This window comes from Streptomyces sp. TOM-9 (assembly GCF_056858595.1).
The window spans coordinates 1,520,189-1,542,179 of record NZ_JBXEQB010000001.1 but is presented as its reverse complement, the minus strand read 5'-3'; the positions used below and the strand labels follow the sequence as shown (position 1 = coordinate 1,542,179).

Below are 21,991 nucleotides of genomic sequence, written 5' to 3'. Positions count from 1 at the left end.
ATCTCCTCGCGTCAACGTGCGGTGATGATCGCATCGGCCACCGACAGCGGTGTCATGCGGCGAGCAGGACACGTTTCCGTAGGAGCGTGAAGCCCGCGCGGCCGAACAGATGCTCAACCGGCGGCCGGGGGCGGATCAGTGCCCGGAGACCACGAGGTGGGCCCTTTCCCGGGGACGGGTCAGGGCCAGGTAGTGCTCCTCGGCCAGGCGCCAGCGGGACTCCCAGTCGATCGGGCCGTGGTCGTCACCGCGCTCGCGCAGGCGGCGCATGGATTCCCCCCGCGGGGTGTCAACGTAGACAAGGAGGTCGTAGTAGTCGGCGAGTTCGGGCCGGGCGGTGTACACGCCCTCCACGACGACGATGCCGCAGGCGGAGACGCAATGGCTTTCGTCCGGGGCCAGATCACCGGTCGCCCAGTCGTAGCGCCGGTAGGCGGCATCACGGCCGGCCGCGAGGGGGGCAAGCACTTCCTCGCGCAGCCGCTGCCAGTCGAAGTAGCGGTGGTAGCCGTCTTCGGGATTCAGCCCGGCGCGCTCCTCCGGGTCCATGGGGCGGTAGAAGTCGTCACCGTGAACCACCGCGGCGCCGCGCAACTCCGCCAGGGCCGTCGCCAAGGTCGATTTGCCGGAGCCCCCCAAGCCATCGATGGCGACCAGGAACACTCCTTTGCGGCTCCGGGCGTCGACGGCGGCGGCAACCTCTTCAGCACCGATGGAGATCGTCGTCATAGCGGCATTCTGATCACGGCAGGCGCCTCAAGAGAAGGGCGACGACTTCGCATCACGATCCCAGGACCCCGAACCGTCGGCCGAGACCCTGGCCACTATGCGTTTTCGGGCAACTTGCCAAGCCGCCCAACGACTCACAGCCGTCACTCAACTGAGCCAGAACCGACACTCATGAGCCCGGACCTGGTCGACGGCTGTCTTCAGGTTCAGAGGCTCAGTCCGACGCGGCTTCCCGCTTCCTGAGGCTGCGACCGGGACGTCGAGGCCCGCTCTGCCTGTCGGTGGGGCGCTCAGCGTCGTCTGAAAACCCGTTGCTCCCCACTCTGCCTGCTTGGTGGGATGCAGGGGTTTCGGCGGCGGGAGGGGACAGCTTGGCGGTGTTCGGGTGTGCGGGCTGCGGCGCGGTCCTGACGGCGGCGGTGTCGCAGGTGGCGTTGCCGCTCCACCTGGCCGACACCCACTGGGAGAAGCTGCACCCGCCACTGCTGGAGGCCGGGTGCTACGCCGTCGATCCTGCGCCGTACGGGCCGCCATGGCGGCAGTGGGACGAGGTCGGGGCGCGTGAGGCGGCGGAACGGGGGCGCTTCGCGCCCTTTGGTGCGCTGTCCGACGGACCGTCGGGCACTGTCCTGCTCGCGCCCGGTGACATGCGCGGCACCAGGCTGATCCTCGAGCGGGCCGGGGGCTACTGCATGGGCATCGACGGGAGGGACGGGCCGAACCTGGCCTGCCTGGGTTGCGATCTGCCGGTCGGAACGAGGATGGACGACTGCGGGTGCTGGCAGGTCGTCCGGCTCGTCCCGCAGGCAGTAGTGCGGCTGCCCGGGCCGCCGGAGCAGCCGGTCATGGATTGGGCGGAGTTGCTGGCCACCGGCGCGCTGTGGCATCGGCTGAGCAAGTACCGGGACATCCCGGCGGGCGTGGCACTCGCCCAGGTGGTGGTGGCCGCCGGGGGCGCACCGGTCGAGGTGGCGCCCGGGCCGGTCGCCGAGCTCCTCGGTCGGGCACTCGGCGCGCTGCTGCCCGCCGGGGAGGGTGCGAAGCTGCTGGACCTGGCGGGACCGGGGTTCGGCGAGCCGGCTGCTGACCTGGTGCTGGTGCCGGTACATCCGCAGACCGGAGACATGTGGCAGCCGCGTGCCGGGGTGGTGCCGGTACCTATGGATGGCGCGCTCTGGGCCGAACTCGCCTTCCCTCCGCACCGGACCCGGCTGCCGGTGGTCGGCGGACTGCCGGCAGGGGTGGAGCGGGACGACCCGCTGCCGCCGCACGAGTGGTATCCGTTCCAGCCGTCCACGGAGGCGTTCCGGTACACGCTCGCGCGGATGCCCGCCGTCAGGGAACCGTGGCTGCGGGCGATCTACGACCGGGGCTGCTGACCCGTCAGGGGGCCGAGCGGACACAACCCGTATGGGCCCCTCCTCAAGGTCTCGGGTGCCATACTCGCCATCGAGGTGAATCCATGGAGAAGTCGGGTGCCCTGACGCCTCGACGGGTAACGGCGGACTGGGCCGCCGCGCTTCCGGGGTTCGACGTCTGGAAGCCGCTACACCTGCTCCGTCGGATCGGCCCGGTCGTCCAGGGTGTCTGTCTCGACCGTACGACGTCTGGCAACGAGTACATGCCGACGGCGCATGTTCACGCGTTGACGCGGGACTTTCCAGTGATCTCCTTGATGCTGGGGCAGCGGCTGGAAGGGGCCTCGGGGCAGCCGGAGCGAGTGCTCTTTGCGAACCACGACGGCGAGTATCGGGCAGCTGTCGGCGCCCTCCGCGTGCAGAGCGTTCTGTCCCTGAGCGAGGAACCGCCGTCCCTGGAACAGGTCGTCAGGGCCTACCACTCAGCCGCTTCCGCGAGCTACGACAAGGGATTCCCGCCGGCCGTTCCGGAGATGGAGGACAGCGTCCTCGTCGCGGCGGCGGCCGGCCTGGCGGACCTCCTCCAGGAGGGCCTGGCACTCGCCGGTGAGCTGGTGGACCTGTGGCCGAAAGCCAGGCTCCCTCTCAACTGGCGAGGGTCAGAAGATTGGTTGGAGGGCTTGCGGGCCAAGGCGGCGGATGCCGTCGCTCTGTCGGCCACGGTCCACCATCAGGTCGCCCGGCACAAGCTCGCCAAAGTCCGGAACGTCCCTGCGGCTTGAGGAGCTTCGACCTTCGCCGGAGACCTTCGCCGGAAGCCTTGGGTCTGGAGAGCCCCGCCACACCCACCGGCGAGGGCTCTTCCGTACGAGGCCGACGTGAGCGTCACCCTGCTGCGGGTGGACGAGGCCATCCGCCGCAGTGTGGCTGTCCTCGTCACGTCCCTATGCGGTACTGGGCTGCCGCGAGCGTGACGACGGCCAGGGGCCGGAGGGTGCGGGTATGTCCTGTTCGACCCAGACGACCTTGCCTTCCGGCATCAACCGGCATCCCCACCTACGCGACAACTGAGCGACGAGGAGGAGACCGCGGCCGTCTTCGTCCGTGGAGCGCGCGCGGCGTGGACGTGGGGCGCAGGTGTCGGTGTCGGACACCTCGCAGGTCAGGACTCCGTGTCGTTTCAGGCTCAAACGGACCGGACCCGTGCTGTGGCGTACGGCGTTGGTGACCAGTTCGCTGACGATCAGCTTCGTCGAGTCACCGAGACCGTCCAGGCCCCACGCGGTCAGCTGGCGGGCCGCCAGGTCGCGGGCACTTCGGACGGCGGTCTCGTCGTTGGGCAGCGTCCAGCGGGCGACCTGCGTCGCGCTCAGGGACAGAGTCCTGACCAGGAGCAGGGTGGTGTCGTCGCACGAAGCCTGCTCCGAGACGGTGTCCGTGGCACGCGTGCAGAGTTCTTCCAGGGGCCGGCCTGGTTCCGCGAGGAGGGTGCCCAGGCGGTGCATGCCGTCCTCGATGTCGCCGTCGCGGGTCTCGATCAGGCCGTCGGTGTAGAGGGCGAGGAGGCTTCCTTCGGGTAGTTCCAGTTCCACGGTCGCGAAGGGGTCTCCCAGGCCGATGCCCAGGGGGGCTCCAGGGGGAAGGTCGGGGAAGGTGACATGGCCCTGCGGGTCGACGATCGCGGGCGGCAGATGCCCGGCGCGGGCCATGGTGCACATCCGGGTCGCTGGGTCGTAGACGGCATACAGGCAGGTGGCGCCCACGGCCCCGGGGGCCGCGTCCAGGTCGTCGCTGTCGGCCTCGGCCAACCGTTGGACGGTGTTGTCGAGGTGGGCCAGCAGTTCGTCGGGTGACAGATCCATGTCGGCGAGGGTGCGCACAGCGGTGCGGAGCGTGCCCATGGTCGCGGCGGCGTGCAGGCCGTGCCCGACAACGTCGCCGACGACGAATGCCACGCGTGCGCCTGACAACGGGATCACGTCGAACCAGTCGCCACCGACTCCGTGGTCCATGTCGGCCGGCAGGTAGCGCGACGCCGTCTCGACGGCCGTGCCACCCCTCAGCCGGCGCGGCAGCAGGTTGCGTTGCAAGGTGAGGGCGGCGGTTTGCTCGCGGACGTACCGGCGGGCGTTGTCCAGCGCGAGGGCGGCGCGGTTGACGAGCTCTTCGGCCAGGAGCAGGTCGGTCTCGTGGAACGGTGGCCGGTTCTCGGTGCGGACGAACATGACCACGCCCAGCAGCGCGCTTCGTACGCGGACGGGCACGACCATCAGGGAGCGCATGCGGGCCTCGCTGACCTCCTGGCCGAGTGCCGGCCGCACCTCGACCCCGGTCCGGTCGAGGTGCTGTTCCAGGTAGGGCTTGCCGGTGCGCAGGACGACGGCGAGCGGCGACGCGGACGACGGGGGGACCGACTCGCCGCGCGTCACAAGGGATTCCGGGACCTCCGGACCAATCGAGGCCTCCCCGGCCCGACGCAGCACGGGAACACCTCCGGCCGTGGTGCCGAGGCGGCCCGCAGGTCCCCCGCCGAACGGGACGGACTGCTCCAGGTCGACAGCGACGTAGTCGGCGAGCAGGGGTACGGCGAGGTCTGCCAGGCCTTGGCTGGTCTGCATCACGTCCAGGCTTTCGCCCAGTCGCGTGTTGGCCTCGCAGATGGTGGCGATGCGCTCGCGTATCCGCCGGCTCTCGGTGACGTCCGCGCTGATCACGCACACTCCCACCGTTTCGCCGTCGGCGCCCTGGAGGCAGTGGTAGGCCCAAGCGAACGGGTGCTGCCGCCCCTGGGCGGTGGGCAGCCATGCCCGGTACTCGTGCACTTCGGTGGCGCCGCGTTGGAGGACCTGCTGCATCAGTGTCTCAAGGGCCTCGGCCTTGGCGCCGGGCAGCGATTCGGGCAGTCGCCGTCCGAGCCGTCGGTCAGTGGGGATGCCATCGTGCTGCTCCATCACGTCGTTGGTGAACGTACACAGCTGGTGCAGGTCCCGGACGACGACTCCGATGGGCGTGCGGGCGAGGAGCGGACCCCTCGCCGGTCCGCTCAGCACGTCCCCGGACAGTGCCCCTGCGTCCGTGAGTGAGGCCAGCCAGCGTGTGGTCCCGTCCTGGCCTCGCAGTGCCGTGATCCGCAGGCTGACGTCGACCAGGTGGCCGCCGCGGTGGCGTACGGCCGTCGCGCCCGGCCAGCCGTTCTCGGCGAGGCAGCGCTCGACGAACGCCGAGGTGGTGGCTGTTGCCTCGAAGGACGGCACCACCAGCGCGGCGGGGCGGCCCACGACATCCCCTGCACCGTGCCCGACGAGCCGCTCGGCGGCCTGTGTCCATCCGACAACCGTGCCCAGTTCGTCGAGCAGCGCGAATGCGGTGTCGGATATGCCGAGCCCGTTGAATTCCCTACCGAGGGTCACTTCGGGGATGCTGTCTGTCGTCATCGGGGTGGTGTCCTTGTGTAGCTAGGGGAGATAGGTCCGTTTTCAGCCTTTTTGCTCACATGTCAAACCGGCCCCGCCATTTGTGACAGCTCAAGTAAAGTCAACCGAAAGTCAGCACGTGGTTACGCTCTGTGCGGCGTTGATGGCGGAGATGGCAATAGGTACGGCCAGGACAAGATGCACCCGCCCCTGGCGGGGAGAGTTCTGCGCATCGGAGCCCCATCGCCCGCGACCGGCAGGACACCCGCCCGATTCGGCGCGCGCCCCTCCGTGCCCGCTAATAGCATGGTGATCACGAGTTGGAGGCCGCTCATGCGCACGCGCGAAAAAGCAGACTCCCTCGAGCAGGCGACGAGGGATTTCATGGCAGCGCGCCCCCGACTCTTCGGCATCGCCTACCGCGTGCTGGGCAGCGCCGCGGAAGCCGAGGACATCGTCCAGGAGGCATGGCTGCGGTGGCAGACCATCGACCATGCCGACGTCCAGGAACCAGCGGCATTCCTCACCACGATCACCACGCGCCTGTCGATCAACCACGCCAAATCCGCCCGGATGCAGCGCGAGACCTACATCGGGCCCTGGCTTCCGGAGCCGATCGACACCAGCGCTGATCCGCAGTTGGGCGCGGAACGGGCAGAAGTACTCGACATGGCGGTTCTCTTCCTCCTGGAAAAGCTGAACCCTGTGGAACGGGCCGCCTACGTATTGAGGGAAGCCTTCGCCTACCCGTACAAAAAGATCGCCGACATCCTGGAGACGAGCGAAGCCAATACGCGCCAATTGGTCAGCCGCGCCCGGAAGCACCTGACAGCGGAACGCAGAGAGCCGGCCAGCTCCACCGCTCACCGGCGTCTGCTGAAGGCGTTCGTCGCGGCGGCGCAAACCGGCGATCTGGCGGCGCTTGAGGAGCTCCTCGCGGCCGACGTCGTCAGCTACGCCGACGGTGCGGGGGCGCGCGGGGCATCCAAGATCCCGATCGTCGGCCGCCCGCACGTCTCCAAGACCCTTGTCGCCTACTCCCCGCGCTTCTGGCCCGAGACGGACATCCGCTGGGTGGAGGCCAACGGAAGGCCGGCTGCCCTGGTGACAAGCCACGGTGACGCAGTGGCTCTTGTGACCGCCGATGTGTCGGAGCGCGGCATCGAACGCGTCATGTGGGTGGTGAGCCCGCCCAAGCTGGCTGCCTATGTGGCATCTCTGGACAACTGAGCCGCTCAGGCACGGTTGTGGCCTTGTTGCCGGAGTCGCGCCGGCCGCCGGGGCGGGGCCGCAGACTCACATTCATGTCACGTTCGTTGACGCCAAAATAGGGTGGTGGTCCACTGGGACCCGCATGGACAACGACGTGGACAGCAAACGGACTTATCGCATGAAGGCCCGGGCGGAGACGACGGCCCGGACACGCCTTCGGATCATGCGATCGGCCTTCGACCTGTCGGTCGAGACCAAGTCGCTGGAGATCGTGCTCGCCGACGTCGCGGCGCGCGCGGGCGTGAGCGTCCGGACCGTGCTGCGGCACTTCGGCAGCAGGGACGGGCTCTTCGACGCCGTCGCCGCACACGTACGCGACGAGGTCCGCGAAGAGCGGGCCGCGCCGGTGGGGGACGTGGCGACGGCGGTCGAGGTGCTCTTCGACCACTACGAGCGGCGCGGCGAGATGGTGCTGCGGCTGCTCGGCGAGGAACTCGGCGACCCCAGGGCGCGGTCGGTGACCGAACAGGGCCGCCGGTTGCACCGCGCCTGGGTGCAGGAGGTTTTCGCACCCCAGATGTCCGGACGCACCGGCACGGAAGGCGAGGTGGTGACCGACCTGCTGGTCGTCGCCACCGATGTCTGCACATGGAAGCTGCTCCGCCATGACCGGGGACTGGACCGGGACGAGGCGCAGCAGCGGGTCAGGTACCTGATCGACGCGGTCCTGGGGAGGACCGTGGGGGAGGAGCGTTGAGATGGCCCGCATCCTGTTCGTCACCTGGGACGGCGGAGGCAACCTGCCGCCGGCCCTCGGCATCGCCGCCGAGCTCGCCCGGCGGGGCGACACCGTCCGCTTCCTCGGACATCCGCAGCAGCGGAAGAGGATCGAGGGGGCGGGGTTCCGCTTCGAGCCGTACGCCTCCGCCCGGCCCTGGTCGGCCACGGCCCGCAACACCCCGGCGAGCTTCCTCGCCATGTTCACCGACGCCGGACCCGGTCGTGACCTGGCGGCCACCGTGGCACGCGAGCCGGTCGACCTGGCGGTGATCGACTGCCTGAGCCTCCCCGCGCTGCGGGCCGCCCAGGAGACAGGGCTGCGCCATGTGGTGCTGGCCCACACCTTCTACGAGTACCTGGTCAAGAACTGGTGCCGTGGACCGATGGGCCTGGTCGCGGCCGCCAAGGGGTACCGCCCGATGCGGCTCTGGTCGTCCGCCGACGCGGTGCTGGTCACCGCCCTGGAGGAGCTTGACCCGGCCGGACGGCGCCCGAGACCGCGGAACGTCCACCACACCGGGCCGGTGCTGGCCGGTCCGACGGTGCCTGCCGCACCGCCGGAGGGACAGCGTGTCCTGGTGAGCCTGAGCACCATCCACTACCCCGCGCAGGCCCGCGCCCTGCAGGCCGTCCTCGACGCGGTCGCCGACCTGCCCGTCCACGCGGTGATGGCCACCGGCCACGCCGTGGAGCCCTCGGCGCTGCGCCCGCCGCGCAACGCCGAAGTCCACCCCTACGTCCCGCACGCCGAGGTGATGCACGGGGTCTCGCTGGTCGTCGGGCACGGCGGCCACGGCACGACCATGCAGGCACTCGCCCACGATCTGCCGCTGGTGGTCATGCCGATGCACCCCATGTTCGACCAGCCGATGATCGCCAGGGCGGTCGAGCGGCAAGGGGCCGCGCGCGTCGTCCGGCGGAACGCCTCCCCTGAGCGGATCCGCGCCGCCATCTCCGAACTGCTCGCCTCCGGCCCCCACCGTCAGGCCGCCGCCCGCCTCGGCACCCGGCTCCGCGCCGAGCCCGGCGACGTGGCCGCCGCGGACCGCATCGGAACGCTCACCGCGACCCCGGCCTGACCGCGCGAGTGGAGCAGTGGTTGCGGTGGAAGCGGGCGGGAACGCGGCCGCACCGGGACTCGACGAGGACCGCCGGGCCTGGCAGCGCGCCGCGGCCACCGTCACCGCGGACGAAGCCGTCGCCGTGGTACTGGAGGTCACTGCGGAACGCGCCCGCCGCAGAGGCGGATTCGCCGCCCGCGACGGCCTTGGAGCGTCGCCGCCGCGTCATCCGCGCTGGGTGGCGGATCTGACCGCGGCTGCCGCGGCGGACGCCGACCTGTACGCCGGCTGGACCTCGTCCCTGACCAGCCGTCACGACGAGGCAGTGGACCGGCTCATGTCGCCACCCGATCTCCGGGCGACCACCCGGTCGGAGGGGCTGCTCGGTGCTCGATGCCCTTGGGATGTTCCGCTTTGGCATGCGGTCTTGAGCTTCGCGACTTCCTGCACGCTGCCGCCCGGCGCCCGGGCCGGCTCCTGACGCATCGTGGTGAAGTGGTCGGCACCGCCGACTGACGAGACTGCGGCGGACCTCCGATCCATCCACTCAGCGAGTTTTGAAGGCCACCCTTCCATGCGGGATCGTGGCCCTACTGCGGGGTGCACTGGCGGCCCAACTCCCGAGAGGCAAGGAATGAAGCGCATCATCGCTGGACTGTGGCGGATCATCCGGGGACCTCTGCAGTGGCGGGTCATGTGGCTGATGAACAGCAAGTACATGGTCGGCGTAACCGGCGTTGTCCGCGACGACGAGGGCCGCGTGCTGTTGCTGCGCCACCGTCTGTGGCCCGAAGACCGCCAGTGGGGCCTGCCAACCGGCTACGCCAAAGCAGGTGAGGACTTCCGCGACACCGTCGTCCGCGAGGTACGAGAGGAGACCGGCCTTGAAGTCGAGGCGGGAGAGGTGGTCCACCTCAAGAGCGGCTACAAGCTGCGCGTGGAGGTGGCGTATGCCGCCGAGCTCGTCGGCGGCTCGCTGGAGATCGACTCATTTGAGGTTCTGGAGGCCAGGTGGGTATCGCCGAACGACCTGCCGCCGGGATTGCAGGAATCGCACCGGCTCCTGATCCAGGGCGGACCCCACGGCTGACCTGCCGGGTCGAGCGCGGTCCCTCCATCTGATGGCAGGCGCCATCAGATGGAGTAGCCTGGATTACAGCCCGGACGAAACGGTGGAAATTGCCTCCGGCGGAGATGCTTCTCGAGTCGTGGGGACTTCTCTCGGACGTATATACCCTCTCGACGAGATCGGTGCCGCCGTGGTCCATGCGGAGCAGATATCCCGTCTCAGCCGGGCGCGTGCCCGAAGGCGCACGCTGGCGAGATGAAAGGTGGCACTGGCATGGGCGGTTCTCATGAGGCTGCTGTCCGCATCGAAGTTGGGCATTGGTTTTTCGATGACTACTTGCCAACCTGGGTGGCAGTGGGAAGCGGTGCGATTCCCCGGGGGCCGGAGTCCATCCTTGACTACTGGGCAGCGCCGCTGCATATCAGTGGGCCTGTCTCGCGTGATTCGCTGCTCGACGGTGACGCCGTCATTGGGTGGCTCGAACGCCGTCAAGCCGCGTTGCGGGCGCAAGGGTATTCGTACACCGCCGTACCTGATAGCAGGATGGCGTTTTACCATGCTGCCGGGGTTGCGATCGAGGTGATCTGGTCACGTCGTCGTGTGGACGACAGCGAGATCGAACGTCTTGCTGTTCATTTCGAAGTGGCTCGGGAGTCCGCGGGGTGGCGGGTAGTCGGAATTCAGCATGTGCCGACGACAGCGGATTCCTTGGATACGGTGTGGCAGGCAGCGGCCGGTAGCCTGCCGTCACCAACCGGTGTCGCCCGAGGACGCTGGGCGCCCGGTCCGGCCAAGCGAGGCCGAAGTGCTACGGCGGTGGTCAACGCTTTTCGCGTCGGCTGCGGATGCTGAGGGCGATGACGGAGACAAGGAACCAGAACGCGCCGAAGGCCGAGTACCCGGCGACGGTGGACAGGCTGCTCGTCGCCGAGGCGGACGAGGCGGCGATGGTGGCGCCGGCGAGTACGGACTGTCCACCGCTGACGACCATGGGCCACTGGGCGCCGACGGTGCGCCGGCGTCGGATCGCCACGACGAGCTGGATGGCTCCGGAAAGCAGGGCCCAGACGCCGAACACGAGAAGGGTCGTCCCGACGGTGGAGAACACGGCGATGATCATTCCGGCGGTGGTGGCCAGGCCGAGACCCAGGTTGACGGTACTGACACGGTTCGCGGAGCCGGTGCCCGCCAGGCGACGCTCGAGGAGCGTGGCGACGGCGTCCCACAGGGGGTAGACGACGAGTAGCGCGGCGGCGCTCACCGTGGGCCTGTCCGCCGACACGAGCGAGGCGGAGGTCGTGAAGACGAGTGCCACCCAGATCAGGGAGAAGACGACTCGGATGAGGTGGAGCGATCGGAGCCCGGAAGGTGTTGTCTCCGTCGTGGTCGAAGTGGTCGAAGTGGTCGAGGGTGCGGTGGTCTGAGTCATCGGGTGTCCCGTGGTGATCGTGACGGTGCGAGGCGGTCGCCTCGATGACGAGTCTCAGGGGCCTCGGGAGGCGCCGTGTACTTCGAACGAAGTAGTTATGCCATCCGCTTCGACGGCATGCGTTCCGCCGTCCCGATCGACCGAAGCAGCTGCGCGGTCTACTTCATTCGAAGTACACGACCGCCGCACACGTGAACGAGAATCGGCTCATGGGCAAGGCGCAGAACAGTCAGGACGGGCTCGCGGCACCGCTGTGGGTCCGTCGCCCCGAGGTGCTGCACCGAGTCGCCTACGCGCTGGCGGCGCTGGCGTTCACCGGTCAGATCGTGGCGGTGATCCTGAGAGGTTCGGACTGGCCGACGGCCCTGTCCGTCCTCCTCGCCGGCATCGGCGTCACCCTCTCGTGGTGGCAGCCGTGGGCGGGGCTGGTCGTGACGAGCGCGGCGTCCTTCGCCGTGACGGCGGTGGGCCACGACCCCCTGTCGGTGTGGATGATGGCGGTGCTCGTGCTGTTCTCGGTCACCCTCAGGGGAAAGCAGCCGCTGGCCGGAACCGGCATCGTGGCGGCCTTCTTCCTCGGGGCGTTCATGACAGTCGGAGGATTCCGCGGCGGCGCGGTCGTCGGAGCCGCCGCCGTCTTCTCGGCTGTGGCGGGAGGTGCGACAGGGGCCGCGCTCCGCATCCACCGGGACCACTGGTGGGCCCTGGAGGAACGCGCCGAAAGCGCCATCGCCACCCGCGAGATCGAAGCCACCCGACGCGTGACCGAGGAACGACTCCGCATCGCCCGGGACCTCCACGACGTCATCGGCCACCAGGTCGCGATGCTGAGCCTGCACCTCGGCGCGGCGGAAATCGGACTGCCCGAAGACGCCGAGTCCTCCCGGCAGGCCCTCGTCTCAGCCAGGTCCAGCGCCCGCACCGTCGTCGTCGAAACGCAGCGCATCCTCGCGCTCCTCCGCCTCGGGGACGACATCTCCGACGACGAGGCGCTGCGGCCGACGCCGGCGCTCAGCGGCCTGGAAGGACTCATCGCCTCCTTCGAGAGCATCGGTCTCGACATCCGACACTCCATCGACATCCCCGCCGGCTTCGTCGAGCCCAGCGTCGGCGTGACGGTCTACCGGGTCGTTCAGGAAGCACTCACGAATGCCTACCGGCACGGAGAGGGGACGGCGACGGTGGATGTGCGCGAGCGCGACGGCAGGATCTGCGTCACGGTGGAGAACCGCGTCGCTCGCTCACCCCGCGGCTCCGACTCGGGCAGCGGACTCGGACTCGTCGGGATGCGCGAACGTGTCGAGTCCTCCAGCGGGCGGCTGACGATCGACAGTCACGACGGGCGATTCCGGGTCCACGCGGAGTTCAGCCCTCTGGGAGCCGTCGTCCGATGACCCGGATTCTGATCGTCGACGACCAGGACGACATAAGGGCCGGCATCCGGGTGATGCTTCGCCTCGACCCGAGTCTCGTCGTCGTGGGTGATCTCTCCGATGGACTCCAGGTCGTCCCCTTCCTCCGGGAGCACCCCGTCGACTTGGTCCTGATGGACATCCGGATGCCCGGCATCGACGGTGTCGAAGCCACCCGCCGGATCCGCGCAGAGCATCCACCCGAAAAGACGCGAGTGATCGTGCTGACCACTTTCGACCAGGACGACATCGTCCTCGCCGCCCTGCGCGCGGGTGCCAACGGTTTCCTGAGCAAGACCGTCAGCCCCGCTGAACTCGTCGCCGGCATCACCGAGGTCGTCGGCGGTGGCGGTGCGCTGTCGGCCGCCGCGACGGCCGCGCTCATCGGTCACATGACCGACAGACCGCCGCCGGTGATCGACCAGGAGCTGCTGCGACGCTTCGGCGCTCTGACACCCAGGGAGCGGGACGTGGTCGTTCTCGTTGCAAGCGGCCTCGGCAACGACGAGATCGCGGCCCAGATGTCCGTGTCGCCGTTCACCGTGAAGACGCATGCGGTGCGGGCCATGACGAAGGTCGGCGCACGTGATCGGGCGCAGCTCGTCTCGTTCGCCTTCCGGGCCGGCCTCTACCCCTGAGCCGGGCGCGTACGGATGTGCAGGACGTCGCCGATGTGGACCAGGACCCCGATCATGCCGCCGATGAGGGCCCCACGATGGGGACCGGGCCGTGGTCGCTGAAGGGGCCGGGCTGCGAACCTGCGAGGGTAAGGTCCCCCAGCCCATGTCCCGGGCGAATAGCCGCGGGCCGCGGTCGCGGGCGGGGCCTGTCGCTGCACCGGGTTGGTAGCGGCACACAAAGCTGATGAAGGCCCGGGCCGAGAGCCCTCTGGCCGCCGGCCAGGTCGGCGCGTCGCGGGCCGTGCCGGGCCGTGCCGGGCCGCTGCCGTCCATCGATTGGGCGCCGTGGTTCTTCCAGGACGCACCAGCTGCGCATGCTAACTTAGATTAGGCTAACCTAAGGAGAGCGTTGATGGCCATTGCATTCGTCCAGGCGGCCTACCCCACCAACGCGGAGCGGATCCGTTCGGTCCTGGCACGTTCCGACTCCCTGAGTCTTACGACCGATGGCAACTGCTACGACCTGATGTCCATGCACACGGTCGACAGCAGCGGAACGCTGCGACTGCACGTCCCCTCGGACAGCCTGCTCGCCGACGAAGCCGCGTTCACCCCGCGTGGCGTTCTCGCGAGTCTGGTCGAGTTCACCGACCTCGCCCCCACAGCGGTCCGCGACCGGGTCCGGGCCCGCGTGTCCCTTGCCGGCTTCCTCACTCCAGCCGAGATCCAGGATGCGCCCGAGGTGCTTGTCCTCCGTCTCGATCCGGCCCGCGCCGCCATCGAACGGGACGGGACGACCGTCGGCGTCGACCTCGACGAACTGTCTGCCGCGCAGACCGACCCGTTGGCCATCGAAGAGACAGCGCTGCTCACCCATCTCGACCGGGACCACAGCGATGTGATGGCCCAACTCGGCAGGCTCGTCGACCGCAACGTCCTGCAAGACGTCGTTCATCTGCGCCCGATCGCACTGGATCGCCACGGGCTCACCCTGCGGTGCGAGTACGCCCGGGGGCACCAGGACGTCCGGGTGGCCTTCCACTCCCCGGCCCGCAGCGCGGCCGACATCGGTCAACGGCTCGCACACCTCATGGCCCTGGCCCGTGGCGGTTCCCGTCGGTGCCGCGCCGATCACCGGTGAACAGATCGATCACTGCCTGCGCCAAGGTGCCCGACCTAGGTGCCGGAGGGCGGTCCCCTCGCAAAGTTCGTGAACCCTCTGCATTCCCCCAACGTCATGAGAGCGAGACGGCATTGACCACGGCCGCGCCCGACTTCACCGGCCGCCTCGGCCGTCCGGGCGCGGTGCGGACCGCCACCCTTGCGGACACCTGGGCTCTGCATCAGCTGTCCTCGGCGTTCGTCCCCGGCGGCGCGCTGCGAGAGCGCCCGCTCGGCCACTATGCCCGTCATGCGGGAGACTTCCTCGTCGCCGAGAACGAGGCAGGGGAGGTCGAAGGCTGTGTTGCGGTGCACCGCTACCAGGAACGATCGCCCGCCGACAGGAGTCTTCGGCAGGCAGGTCCTGAGGGAGCCGGTTGCGCTGCCGCGGTCCTGTACAACTTCTGCGTCGCACCCGGTAGCCAGGGCCGTGGCATCGGTTCTGCCCTGTTGCGGGCCGCGCTCTCCCAAACCGGAACGCAACCCGTGTTCACCGCGACCACAGGCAGCGGTGAACTGTTCCTACGGCACGGCTTCCGCCACTGCGACGCAACCACCGCACCTGCCGCCTGGCTGGCCACACTGGACCCACGTCGAGGGTCGAGGATCCTGACCCGGTCGGCCGGGTCCCTTTGCCGGCCAGTGGAAGCATCCGGACGCCAGGAGTGATCCTCATCGTCCAGGCGTACGCCTCCCGCAAGAACCGCGCCTACCTGCGCAGACGTGGCATTCGCCGCACCATCCCGGACAAGGCCGACCAGGGCTGTGACCAGCACATCCGAGACGCCCCTAGGGTCGCATCCCGAACAGGAAGCGCGTCGCCCGCGTACGGCGGACCAGCAGCTCGTACGTGGTGAGGGTGAGGGCGAGGGCGATCACCACGAGCACGGCGTACTCAACCAGGATCGGCGCGGACCAGCCGACCACGAAGTACGCGACGGCGACCACGATCGGCTGGTGCAGGACGTACAGCGGCAGCACGGCTGCGGCGAGATAGCCATAGAGGCGCCGACGCGTCGTCGGGTTCGGGTTCGGGTTCGGCGCCGCACGCGGCTGCTCCAGCCGCCGACGGTCGAGGAGGCCTGGGATGGCGACCACCAGGCACCATCCAGCCGCACCGAACAGCGCCCGTGAGGCGGTGGCCAGGGCGGTCATCTCCGTGAAGGGCTCGTCGGCCAGGGCAAAGCCGGGGCCGGCTGCCGCGAACAGCAGGGCGCCGAGCCAGGCTGCGGTCCCGGCGTCGCGCCGCATCACGGTGCGGAAGCGGTCGTCGGAGGCGAGCGCGAAGCCGGCAACGAAGAACAGCAGGTACGACCAGCGGTGCCAGCCCGCGTAGTCCTCCTCCAGCCGTGCGAAGGCACAGATCGCCGCGAAGGCGAGGGCCGGCAGGAACACGACGCCGCGCCGGTGCAGGGTCGCCTCCGCCATCCGGTCGCCGATGCGGCGGACGCGTTCGCGCGGCAACCACCGGTGGAACGGCACCAGCATGAGGGAGAACGCCAGGAGGAGCACGACGAACCAAAGATGGCCGGTCTCGAAGTGCTCGCCCTGGACGAGGAAGGGGAACTCTTCGGGCTCCAGGTGCACGTCGTAGAAGCGGGGCAGGAAGCCGAGGTACGACTCGTGGTGGTCGGCGTCGGCCGAGCGCAGCCGCAGCCACTGCGGCAGCGGGTTCAGCGCGAGGGTCGCGAAGACCAGCGGAACGCCGAGCCGCAGCAGCCGCTCCCTGGCGAAGCCGCCCGCGCCGCGGCGCCGAAGCGAGTGCCAGGCACCGAGGCCGGAGATGAGGAACAGCAGCGGCATGGCCCAGACGACCCCGAACCCGGCGATGATCATGATGGCTTCTGTGGTCTCGGCGTTCTTGACGTAGAAGTCGTCGTCGGCAGCGAATACGAGCGCCGAGTGGAAGAAGACCAGCCCGATCACGACCAGCATCCGGATCGCGTCCAGCTCCGGCCGCCGCTCCGGTAGCGGTGCCTGCGCCGGTTCTGTGCGCGTCGCCATGTCCGTGCCCCCCCGTCGTCTGTACGTCACCAGTGTTGGAAAGGCGGCCGCCGGGCGCCACCCCCGCGACGGACCCCGCTCACACCGAAGATCAACTTTCCATACGCCTAGCCACAACCGTCGAGACATGGCGGCCAGAGATCCTTGCGTTCCTGCACACCGGGATCACCAACGCCGGCTCCGAAGGCACCAATCAGGTCAAGACCCTCGCCCGTGACGCCTACGGCTTCCGCAACCCCGGCAACCAGCGCTTACGCGCCCGCTGCGCGACCACCCGTCGAGCCCGTGGACACCTCGATGCCCGCAAATTTCGTTGAGCCCGCACCCTGTAATCGTGTTGGCTGGCGGCACCGAACTGTGAGTACCGCAGGTGTCCGCTTGGCTGTAGCAGGGAGCTGAACGTGCAGGACATTGTTGTCGACCCCGTTGCCCACAATCGGGCGGCCTGGGACAAGTATGTCCAAGAGGGCAACGAGTGGTCGAGGCCGGTGAGTGCCGAGGATGTCGAGCGCGCCCGCATGGGCGACTGGTCGATCGTTCTCATCGGGCGTGAGCCGGTCGACCGCTCCTGGCTGCCGACGGACCTGACCGGCAAGGACGTGTTGTGCCTGGCCTCCGGCGGTGGCCAGCAGGGTCCGATCCTCGCCGCCGCAGGGGCGCGGGTCACCGTATTCGACAACTCACCCCGCCAGCTCGGCCAGGACCAGATGGTGGCGGCGCGCGACGGACTCGAACTGCGCACCGTCCTAGGCGACATGCGCGACCTCAGTGCCTTCGGCGACGCAACATTCGACGTCGTATTCCAACCGGTCTCCAACCTGTTCGTACCGGACTTGGCACCGGTGTGGCGTGAGTGCTTCCGCGTTCTGCGACCGGGCGGAACCCTGCTCGTGGGCTTCCTCAACCCTGATGTGTACTTGTTCGACCACGAGGCGCTCGACGAGCGCGGCGAGCTGATCGTCGTGCACAAGCTGCCCTACAGCGATGTCACGCAGTACTCCGCCGAGGAACGCGCCACGAAGTTCGGCGCGGATGCCGCTCTCGAATACAGCCACACCCTCACCGACCAGATCGGCGGGCAACTCGCCGCGGGGTTCGTCCTCACCGGCTTGGCGGAAGCGCCGCACCAATCCAACGCATCCGCTCCATACATGTCGCACTATTTTGCGACGTTGGCGGTCAAGCCGGGCTGACCCAGCCGTGGGGCCGACCGAGACGGCCGTGTCTCCGAATGGCCAAGCGGAGCGCTGTGCCGGCCCGACCCCCACCGACTTCGCTGAGTCGTAATGCAGCAGGCCGTGTGCCAGGTAGAGGCGGTTGGTGTGCCGGCCGCGCTTCAGCCGGACGTAGACGGCCTCGCGGGTGGAGGCAGCCGTGACAAGCGCATGGGACTCTGGAATACGACGGCCGGGATAGCCGACGGCGTCTGTCATGACTGCCGTGAGGGTGGCAGTCCGAACCTGCCGAAATTCCTTCGGTAGCGTGAGTCGCTCGCTGACTGTTGGGCCTCTTATCGCCAGGTCCGCGCCCTCAGCGGATGGCGGCCCTTCGAATCCGGCCGAACCGAATGGGGCGGGCGGACATTTTGAATTCCGGAAAGATTCGCCACGAGGGCGGGATGAGGACCGCCGACCCTCGTGCACGGGTGGCCGGCGCCCAGTGTCTCGTTGTATGCATCGCGGCAGGTGGCACGCCGTCTGTGCCTGCCTTGCCGGACAGCGGATGCCTTGCGGGCGAAAAATGCGCTAATGCCGGTCATAATTCATCAGTTGGTGACCCGTTTGCTGGCTCGCCATCCAAGATCAACCCGTTGACACCCTCTCGGGGCGGGTGCTTCGCTGTGCGGCGCACCCCAAGTCCACCGTGAAACCCACGTGTTGGCGCGGGGTGAATGAACGAGAGGAAACCGTGAAATTCACGTCCAAGAGACCTGCGATCGGCACGGTCTTGGGAATCAGCATGCTGCTGGTCGCCGCTACCCCGTCGGTGTCCGTGGCACTCTCCACGCCCACCGGCACGGCATCGTCGGCCACGCCGTTGTCGGCCTCGGCCTTCGGAACGGGCCCCGCGGTCAAGGGGACTCCGGCCGGGACCGGCGTGCACCGGTGGATCCCGCTGATCACCGGTGACCGGATCGCGGTGAACGCGAAGGGCGAGATCGTCGCCGCGCGTCCCGCCAAGGGCCGCGAGGACATACCCATCCGGGTGGAGACCCGTGACGGCCACACCTACGCCATGCCCGACGACGCCCGGGACCTCGTCCAGAGCGGTCGGGTGGACCGGCGTCTGTTCGACATCACCACGCTGAGCGCGCCGGCTTACTCGGACCGCCATGACCTGCGGCTCATCGTGATGTACGACGCGGCCCGTCCGGCGGCCAGGACGGCCCTGCGCTCCAGCGGTGGCGCCGAGGTCCGGCGCACCCTGTCGAGCGTCAATGCCGACGCCGTCACCGCGCCCGCGAACGGCAGCGCGGAACTGTGGTCCGCGGTCACCAGCGGGTCCGCCGACGCGATGAAGCGCGCCGTCGCACCGGGTATCGCCTCGGTGTGGCTGGACAGCGTCGTCCAGGCGAGCCTGGACAAGAGCGTCCCGCAGATCGGTGGCCCCGAGGCGTGGGCGGCCGGTTTCGACGGCGCCGGTACGCGTATCGCCGTTCTCGACACGGGTGTCGACACCACGCACCCCGACCTGGCCGGGCAGGTCGTCGAGGAGCGGAACTTCTCCGACTCGCCGGACACCGAGGACCGGTTCGGTCACGGCACGCATGTCGCATCCATCACGGCCGGCACCGGCGCGAAGTCCGGTGGCACGTACAAGGGTGTGGCGCCGGGGGCCCGCATCCTCAGCGGCAAGGTCCTCGGCGACGGTGGCAGCGGCAGCATGTCGCAGATCATCGCGGGCATGGAGTGGGCCGTCGCCGAGAAGGCCGACGTCGTCAACCTCAGCCTCGGCGCGTACGACTCCCCGGAGATCGATCCGGCGGAGGAGGCCGTCAACAGGCTGTCGGCCGAGAGCGGAACCCTCTTCGTCATTGCCGCGGGCAACAACGGCGAGCAGGGATCGGGAACGGTCGGCTCGCCGGGCAGCGCCGAGGCGGCCCTCACCGTCGGCGCGGTGGACAAGCAGGACAAGCTGGCCTCGTTCTCCAGCACCGGCCCGCGCGTCGGTGACGGCGGCATCAAGCCGGATCTGACGGCGCCCGGCGTGGCGATCGGGGCCGCGGCCGCGCACGACAGCTACCTGGCAAGTGTCGCCCCCTCCGTCGCGGACGGCTACATCGCCCTCAACGGCACCTCGATGGCCACCCCGCACGTCGCCGGCGCCGCCGCCATCCTCGCCCAGCAGCACCCCGACTGGACCGGCGACGACATCAAGGACGCGCTGGTCTCCTCGACGACGCCTCTCGGCTACACGCCCTTCGAACAGGGCTCGGGCCGGGTCGACCTGCGGAAGGCGATCAAGCAGAGCGTCGTCGCCCGCGACACGTCGCTCTCGTACGGTGTCGCGCAGTGGCCGCACACCGACGACCAGCCGCTCACCAAGGACCTCACGTACCGGAACACGGGCGACGCCCCGGTCACCTTGAAGCTGACCGTGGACGCCACCGGACCGGACGGAAGCGCCGCGCCCGCCGGGATGTTCACCGCCGACGACCAGGTCACCGTCCCGGCGCACGGCGAGGCGACGGTCAAGGTCACCGCCGACACCCGCCTCGGCGGCGACACGACCGGTGCCTTCACCGGACGCGTCACGGCCACCGGCGACGGGCAGACCCTCGGCACCGCGCTGGCCGTGGACCGCGAGTCGGAGATGTACACCGTCACGGTCAAGGCCCTGGACCGCAAGGGCAAGCCCGCGCCTGCGCCCGCCTGGGACGCTCAGCTGCAGGGCCTGGAAGGGCCCGCCAAGGGCGCCAACACCGTGCTGAGCGGCGAGACGCACTCGGTACGCGTCCCCAAGGGCCGGTACTTCCTCAACAGCATGGTCCGGGTCGACCCGGCGGGTTCGTACGACCAGGGCGGTGACTGGTTCAACCAGCCCAACCTCGACGTCACCCAGGACACCGTGGTGACGGTGGACGCACGCACCGCCAAGCCGCTCGACATCACCGTCCCCGACCGCTCCGCCCAGCCGGCCCTCGGCTTCTTCAGCGCGGGCATCGAACTGGCCGACGGGTACAGCACCCGCTACGGAGTCTTCACCAACTCCCTCGCGCAGTACCGCACCGGCCACCTGGGCCCCAAGGCGGCCGCGGGCGACCGGCTGACGCAGCAGCTCATGACCACCTTCTCCACCGGGGTCAACGGGCACGACGAGTACCACCTGGTGTACCAGCCGACCGGCGACAGGTACCTCACCGGCTTCACCCACCACGCCAAGTCCAGGGAGTTCGCCAAGGTCGAGGCGAAGCTCGGGGCACCCGCCAAGGGCAAGTTCGGATTCATCACGCCGGGCACCGAGGGCGGTGCCGGACTCGGGACCGTGCACGCCCTGCCCTACACCGGCACCCTGCACCTGCTCTCGGGGAACACCTCGTGGCAGCTGGGCTTCATGCAGGTCGACGCGAACGACTCGTACGAGTCGAGCTATGACGCACTTCCGAGGACGTTCAAGCCCGGACGTTCCTACCAGCACGTGTTCAACGTCGGTGTCTTCGGACCGGATCTCCCCGAGGGCGCCGGACTCATCGGGCTGCTCCGGGCGGACGAGGCGATCGACGGACGGCTTCCGCTGTTCTCCGACAGCGAGGGGAACATCAGCGACAACAACTCGCCGATCGAGAGCGCGCGAACGTCCCTCTACCGCAACGGTGAGCTCGTCAACTCCAGCATCTACCCGATGGACGTCTTCTACATCGCGGAGAACGAGCGGGCCGACTACCGGCTCACCGTCTCGGTCAACCGCGGCACGGTCGCCGACGTCTCCACGAGCATGACCACGAGCTGGACGTTCTCCTCCGAGTACGCCCCGGGGATCACCAAGCTCCCCACCTCCGTCGTGCGCTTCACCCCCGCCCTGTCCCTCGACAACACGGGCAAGGCACGGGCGAAGGTGTGGGTCCCGGTGACCGTCCGCGGCACCGCCGCGGGCAGGAACCTCAAGTCCCTCAGTGTGTGGGCCTCCTACGACAAGGGAGCCCACTGGCAGAAGCTGCGCGTGTGCGACGGCCGGGTTCAGATCACCAACCCCAAGGCCGGCGGCAGCGTCTCGTTCAAGGCCCAAGCCGTGGACAAGCAGGGCAACACCGTCGACGAGACCATCGTCGACGCCTACCTGACGAAGTAGCCCACGCTCGGGCCGGAACCACGGTCCAGGGCTCGCACCCACCGCAGACGCTCGGCTGGGGTTTCCCAGCCGAGCGTCTTGCGTGGACGGCTGTCGAGTTCAGCGGCGACGGCGGCCCGACGCCCCGGTCGGCGACGAGTGGCTCTGTTTCACGAGAAGGGGTCGCCGCGAGAAAGGCCCCGTTGGGGGCGGCCCCAGGTCTCGGAACACGGGGGATCCGGGGCGGGCCGACGGCGTACACGTGCCGCTCGGGTTCGGCGTGGCCGCCGAGTGCTGCGGGACTTCGCCCACTGAGGCGGCAAGGGACGGTGCACCCCGGGTCGCCCGTCGCCGTCCCGCTCATGAACGTGGAAGTTGCCGCCTTGTCCGGGCCTACCGCGACGCCCGGAGGGAGAGGCGCGCGACAGGCCCGCCAGGGGGCCGTTCACCGACTCATCGGCCGCCCAGGGCGCAC

19 protein-coding genes are annotated in these 21,991 nt (G+C 69.2%); 15 read left to right on the top strand and 4 right to left on the bottom strand.

Annotated elements, in window-relative coordinates; all coding sequences use genetic code 11:
- Positions 1-135: 135 nt before the first annotated feature.
- On the bottom strand, positions 136-729 hold the full coding sequence (locus AC1VWI_RS07225; protein ID WP_499510104.1) for a uridine kinase family protein: 594 nt from the start codon (positions 727-729) through the stop codon (positions 136-138).
- Positions 730-1,106: 377 nt separating this feature from the next.
- Here AC1VWI_RS07225 and AC1VWI_RS07220 point away from each other — a divergent pair, with 377 nt between their 5' ends.
- Together AC1VWI_RS07220 and AC1VWI_RS07215 are read left to right on the top strand one after the other, a co-directional pair.
- Entirely contained in the window at positions 1,107-2,108 is a 1,002-nt protein-coding gene (locus tag AC1VWI_RS07220; RefSeq protein WP_499516738.1) for a hypothetical protein, read from the top strand.
- An 83-nt stretch (positions 2,109-2,191) separates the two neighbouring features.
- Complete coding sequence (locus AC1VWI_RS07215; RefSeq protein ID WP_499510103.1) at positions 2,192-2,869, top strand: hypothetical protein; 678 nt, start codon at positions 2,192-2,194, stop codon at positions 2,867-2,869.
- A 162-nt stretch (positions 2,870-3,031) separates the two neighbouring features.
- Here the strand turns inward: AC1VWI_RS07215 and AC1VWI_RS07210 are convergent, their stop codons facing one another.
- On the bottom strand, positions 3,032-5,521 hold the full coding sequence (locus AC1VWI_RS07210) for a SpoIIE family protein phosphatase (protein ID WP_499510102.1): 2,490 nt from the start codon (positions 5,519-5,521) through the stop codon (positions 3,032-3,034).
- Between the two features lie 312 nt (positions 5,522-5,833).
- Here AC1VWI_RS07210 and AC1VWI_RS07205 point away from each other — a divergent pair, with 312 nt between their 5' ends.
- From AC1VWI_RS07205 to AC1VWI_RS07180, 6 genes are all read left to right on the top strand, one after another.
- Positions 5,834-6,730, top strand: a complete 897-nt coding sequence (locus AC1VWI_RS07205; RefSeq protein ID WP_499510101.1) for an RNA polymerase sigma-70 factor — start codon at positions 5,834-5,836, stop codon at positions 6,728-6,730.
- 205 nt (positions 6,731-6,935) lie between these two features.
- On the top strand, positions 6,936-7,469 hold the full coding sequence (locus tag AC1VWI_RS07200; RefSeq protein ID WP_499510100.1) for a TetR/AcrR family transcriptional regulator: 534 nt from the start codon (positions 6,936-6,938) through the stop codon (positions 7,467-7,469).
- A gap of 1 nt (position 7,470) precedes the next feature.
- Positions 7,471-8,571: a glycosyltransferase gene (locus AC1VWI_RS07195; RefSeq protein ID WP_499510099.1), complete on the top strand. Its 1,101-nt coding sequence runs from the start codon at positions 7,471-7,473 to the stop codon at positions 8,569-8,571.
- Between the two features lie 16 nt (positions 8,572-8,587).
- The gene (locus AC1VWI_RS07190) at positions 8,588-9,034 is read left to right on the top strand and encodes a hypothetical protein (protein WP_499510098.1); all 447 of its coding nucleotides are present in this window, start codon (positions 8,588-8,590) and stop codon (positions 9,032-9,034) included.
- Between the two features lie 153 nt (positions 9,035-9,187).
- On the top strand, positions 9,188-9,643 hold the full coding sequence (locus tag AC1VWI_RS07185; RefSeq protein ID WP_499510097.1) for an NUDIX hydrolase: 456 nt from the start codon (positions 9,188-9,190) through the stop codon (positions 9,641-9,643).
- Between the two features lie 252 nt (positions 9,644-9,895).
- A complete protein-coding gene (locus tag AC1VWI_RS07180; RefSeq protein WP_499510096.1) occupies positions 9,896-10,474 on the top strand; it encodes a DUF6841 family protein in 579 nt (192 codons plus the stop codon).
- Here AC1VWI_RS07180 and AC1VWI_RS07175 read toward each other — a convergent pair.
- On the bottom strand, positions 10,443-10,937 hold the full coding sequence (locus AC1VWI_RS07175; RefSeq protein ID WP_499510095.1) for a DUF308 domain-containing protein: 495 nt from the start codon (positions 10,935-10,937) through the stop codon (positions 10,443-10,445). The genes AC1VWI_RS07180 and AC1VWI_RS07175 overlap by 32 nt on opposite strands.
- 323 nt (positions 10,938-11,260) lie before the next feature.
- Here AC1VWI_RS07175 and AC1VWI_RS07170 point away from each other — a divergent pair, with 323 nt between their 5' ends.
- From AC1VWI_RS07170 to AC1VWI_RS07155, 4 genes are all read left to right on the top strand, one after another.
- The gene (locus AC1VWI_RS07170; protein WP_499510094.1) at positions 11,261-12,445 is read left to right on the top strand and encodes a sensor histidine kinase; all 1,185 of its coding nucleotides are present in this window, start codon (positions 11,261-11,263) and stop codon (positions 12,443-12,445) included.
- Positions 12,442-13,101 carry a response regulator transcription factor gene (locus tag AC1VWI_RS07165; RefSeq protein WP_499510093.1) on the top strand — a complete coding sequence of 220 codons (660 nt, stop codon included), beginning with the start codon at positions 12,442-12,444 and terminating at the stop codon, positions 13,099-13,101. Before AC1VWI_RS07170 ends, AC1VWI_RS07165 begins: the two co-directional genes overlap by 4 nt.
- A 394-nt stretch (positions 13,102-13,495) precedes the next feature.
- A complete protein-coding gene (locus AC1VWI_RS07160) occupies positions 13,496-14,224 on the top strand; it encodes a DUF2470 domain-containing protein (protein WP_499510092.1) in 729 nt (242 codons plus the stop codon).
- 113 nt (positions 14,225-14,337) lie between these two features.
- Complete coding sequence (locus AC1VWI_RS07155; protein WP_499510091.1) at positions 14,338-14,913, top strand: GNAT family N-acetyltransferase; 576 nt, start codon at positions 14,338-14,340, stop codon at positions 14,911-14,913.
- Between the two features lie 120 nt (positions 14,914-15,033).
- On the opposite strand, the gene AC1VWI_RS07150 is transcribed toward AC1VWI_RS07155, so the two are convergent.
- On the bottom strand, positions 15,034-16,248 hold the full coding sequence (locus tag AC1VWI_RS07150; RefSeq protein WP_499510090.1) for an acyltransferase family protein: 1,215 nt from the start codon (positions 16,246-16,248) through the stop codon (positions 15,034-15,036).
- Between AC1VWI_RS07150 and AC1VWI_RS07145 the strand changes: the two genes are divergently transcribed.
- From AC1VWI_RS07145 to AC1VWI_RS07135, 3 genes are all read left to right on the top strand, one after another.
- Entirely contained in the window at positions 16,218-16,565 is a 348-nt protein-coding gene (locus AC1VWI_RS07145) for a transposase (protein ID WP_499510089.1), read from the top strand. The genes AC1VWI_RS07150 and AC1VWI_RS07145 overlap by 31 nt on opposite strands.
- Before the next feature lie 84 nt (positions 16,566-16,649).
- Positions 16,650-17,441, top strand: a complete 792-nt coding sequence (locus tag AC1VWI_RS07140) for a class I SAM-dependent methyltransferase (protein ID WP_499510088.1) — start codon at positions 16,650-16,652, stop codon at positions 17,439-17,441.
- A 715-nt stretch (positions 17,442-18,156) separates the two neighbouring features.
- Positions 18,157-21,537 carry a S8 family peptidase gene (locus tag AC1VWI_RS07135; RefSeq protein WP_499510087.1) on the top strand — a complete coding sequence of 1,127 codons (3,381 nt, stop codon included), beginning with the start codon at positions 18,157-18,159 and terminating at the stop codon, positions 21,535-21,537.
- Positions 21,538-21,991: the final 454 nt, after the last annotated feature.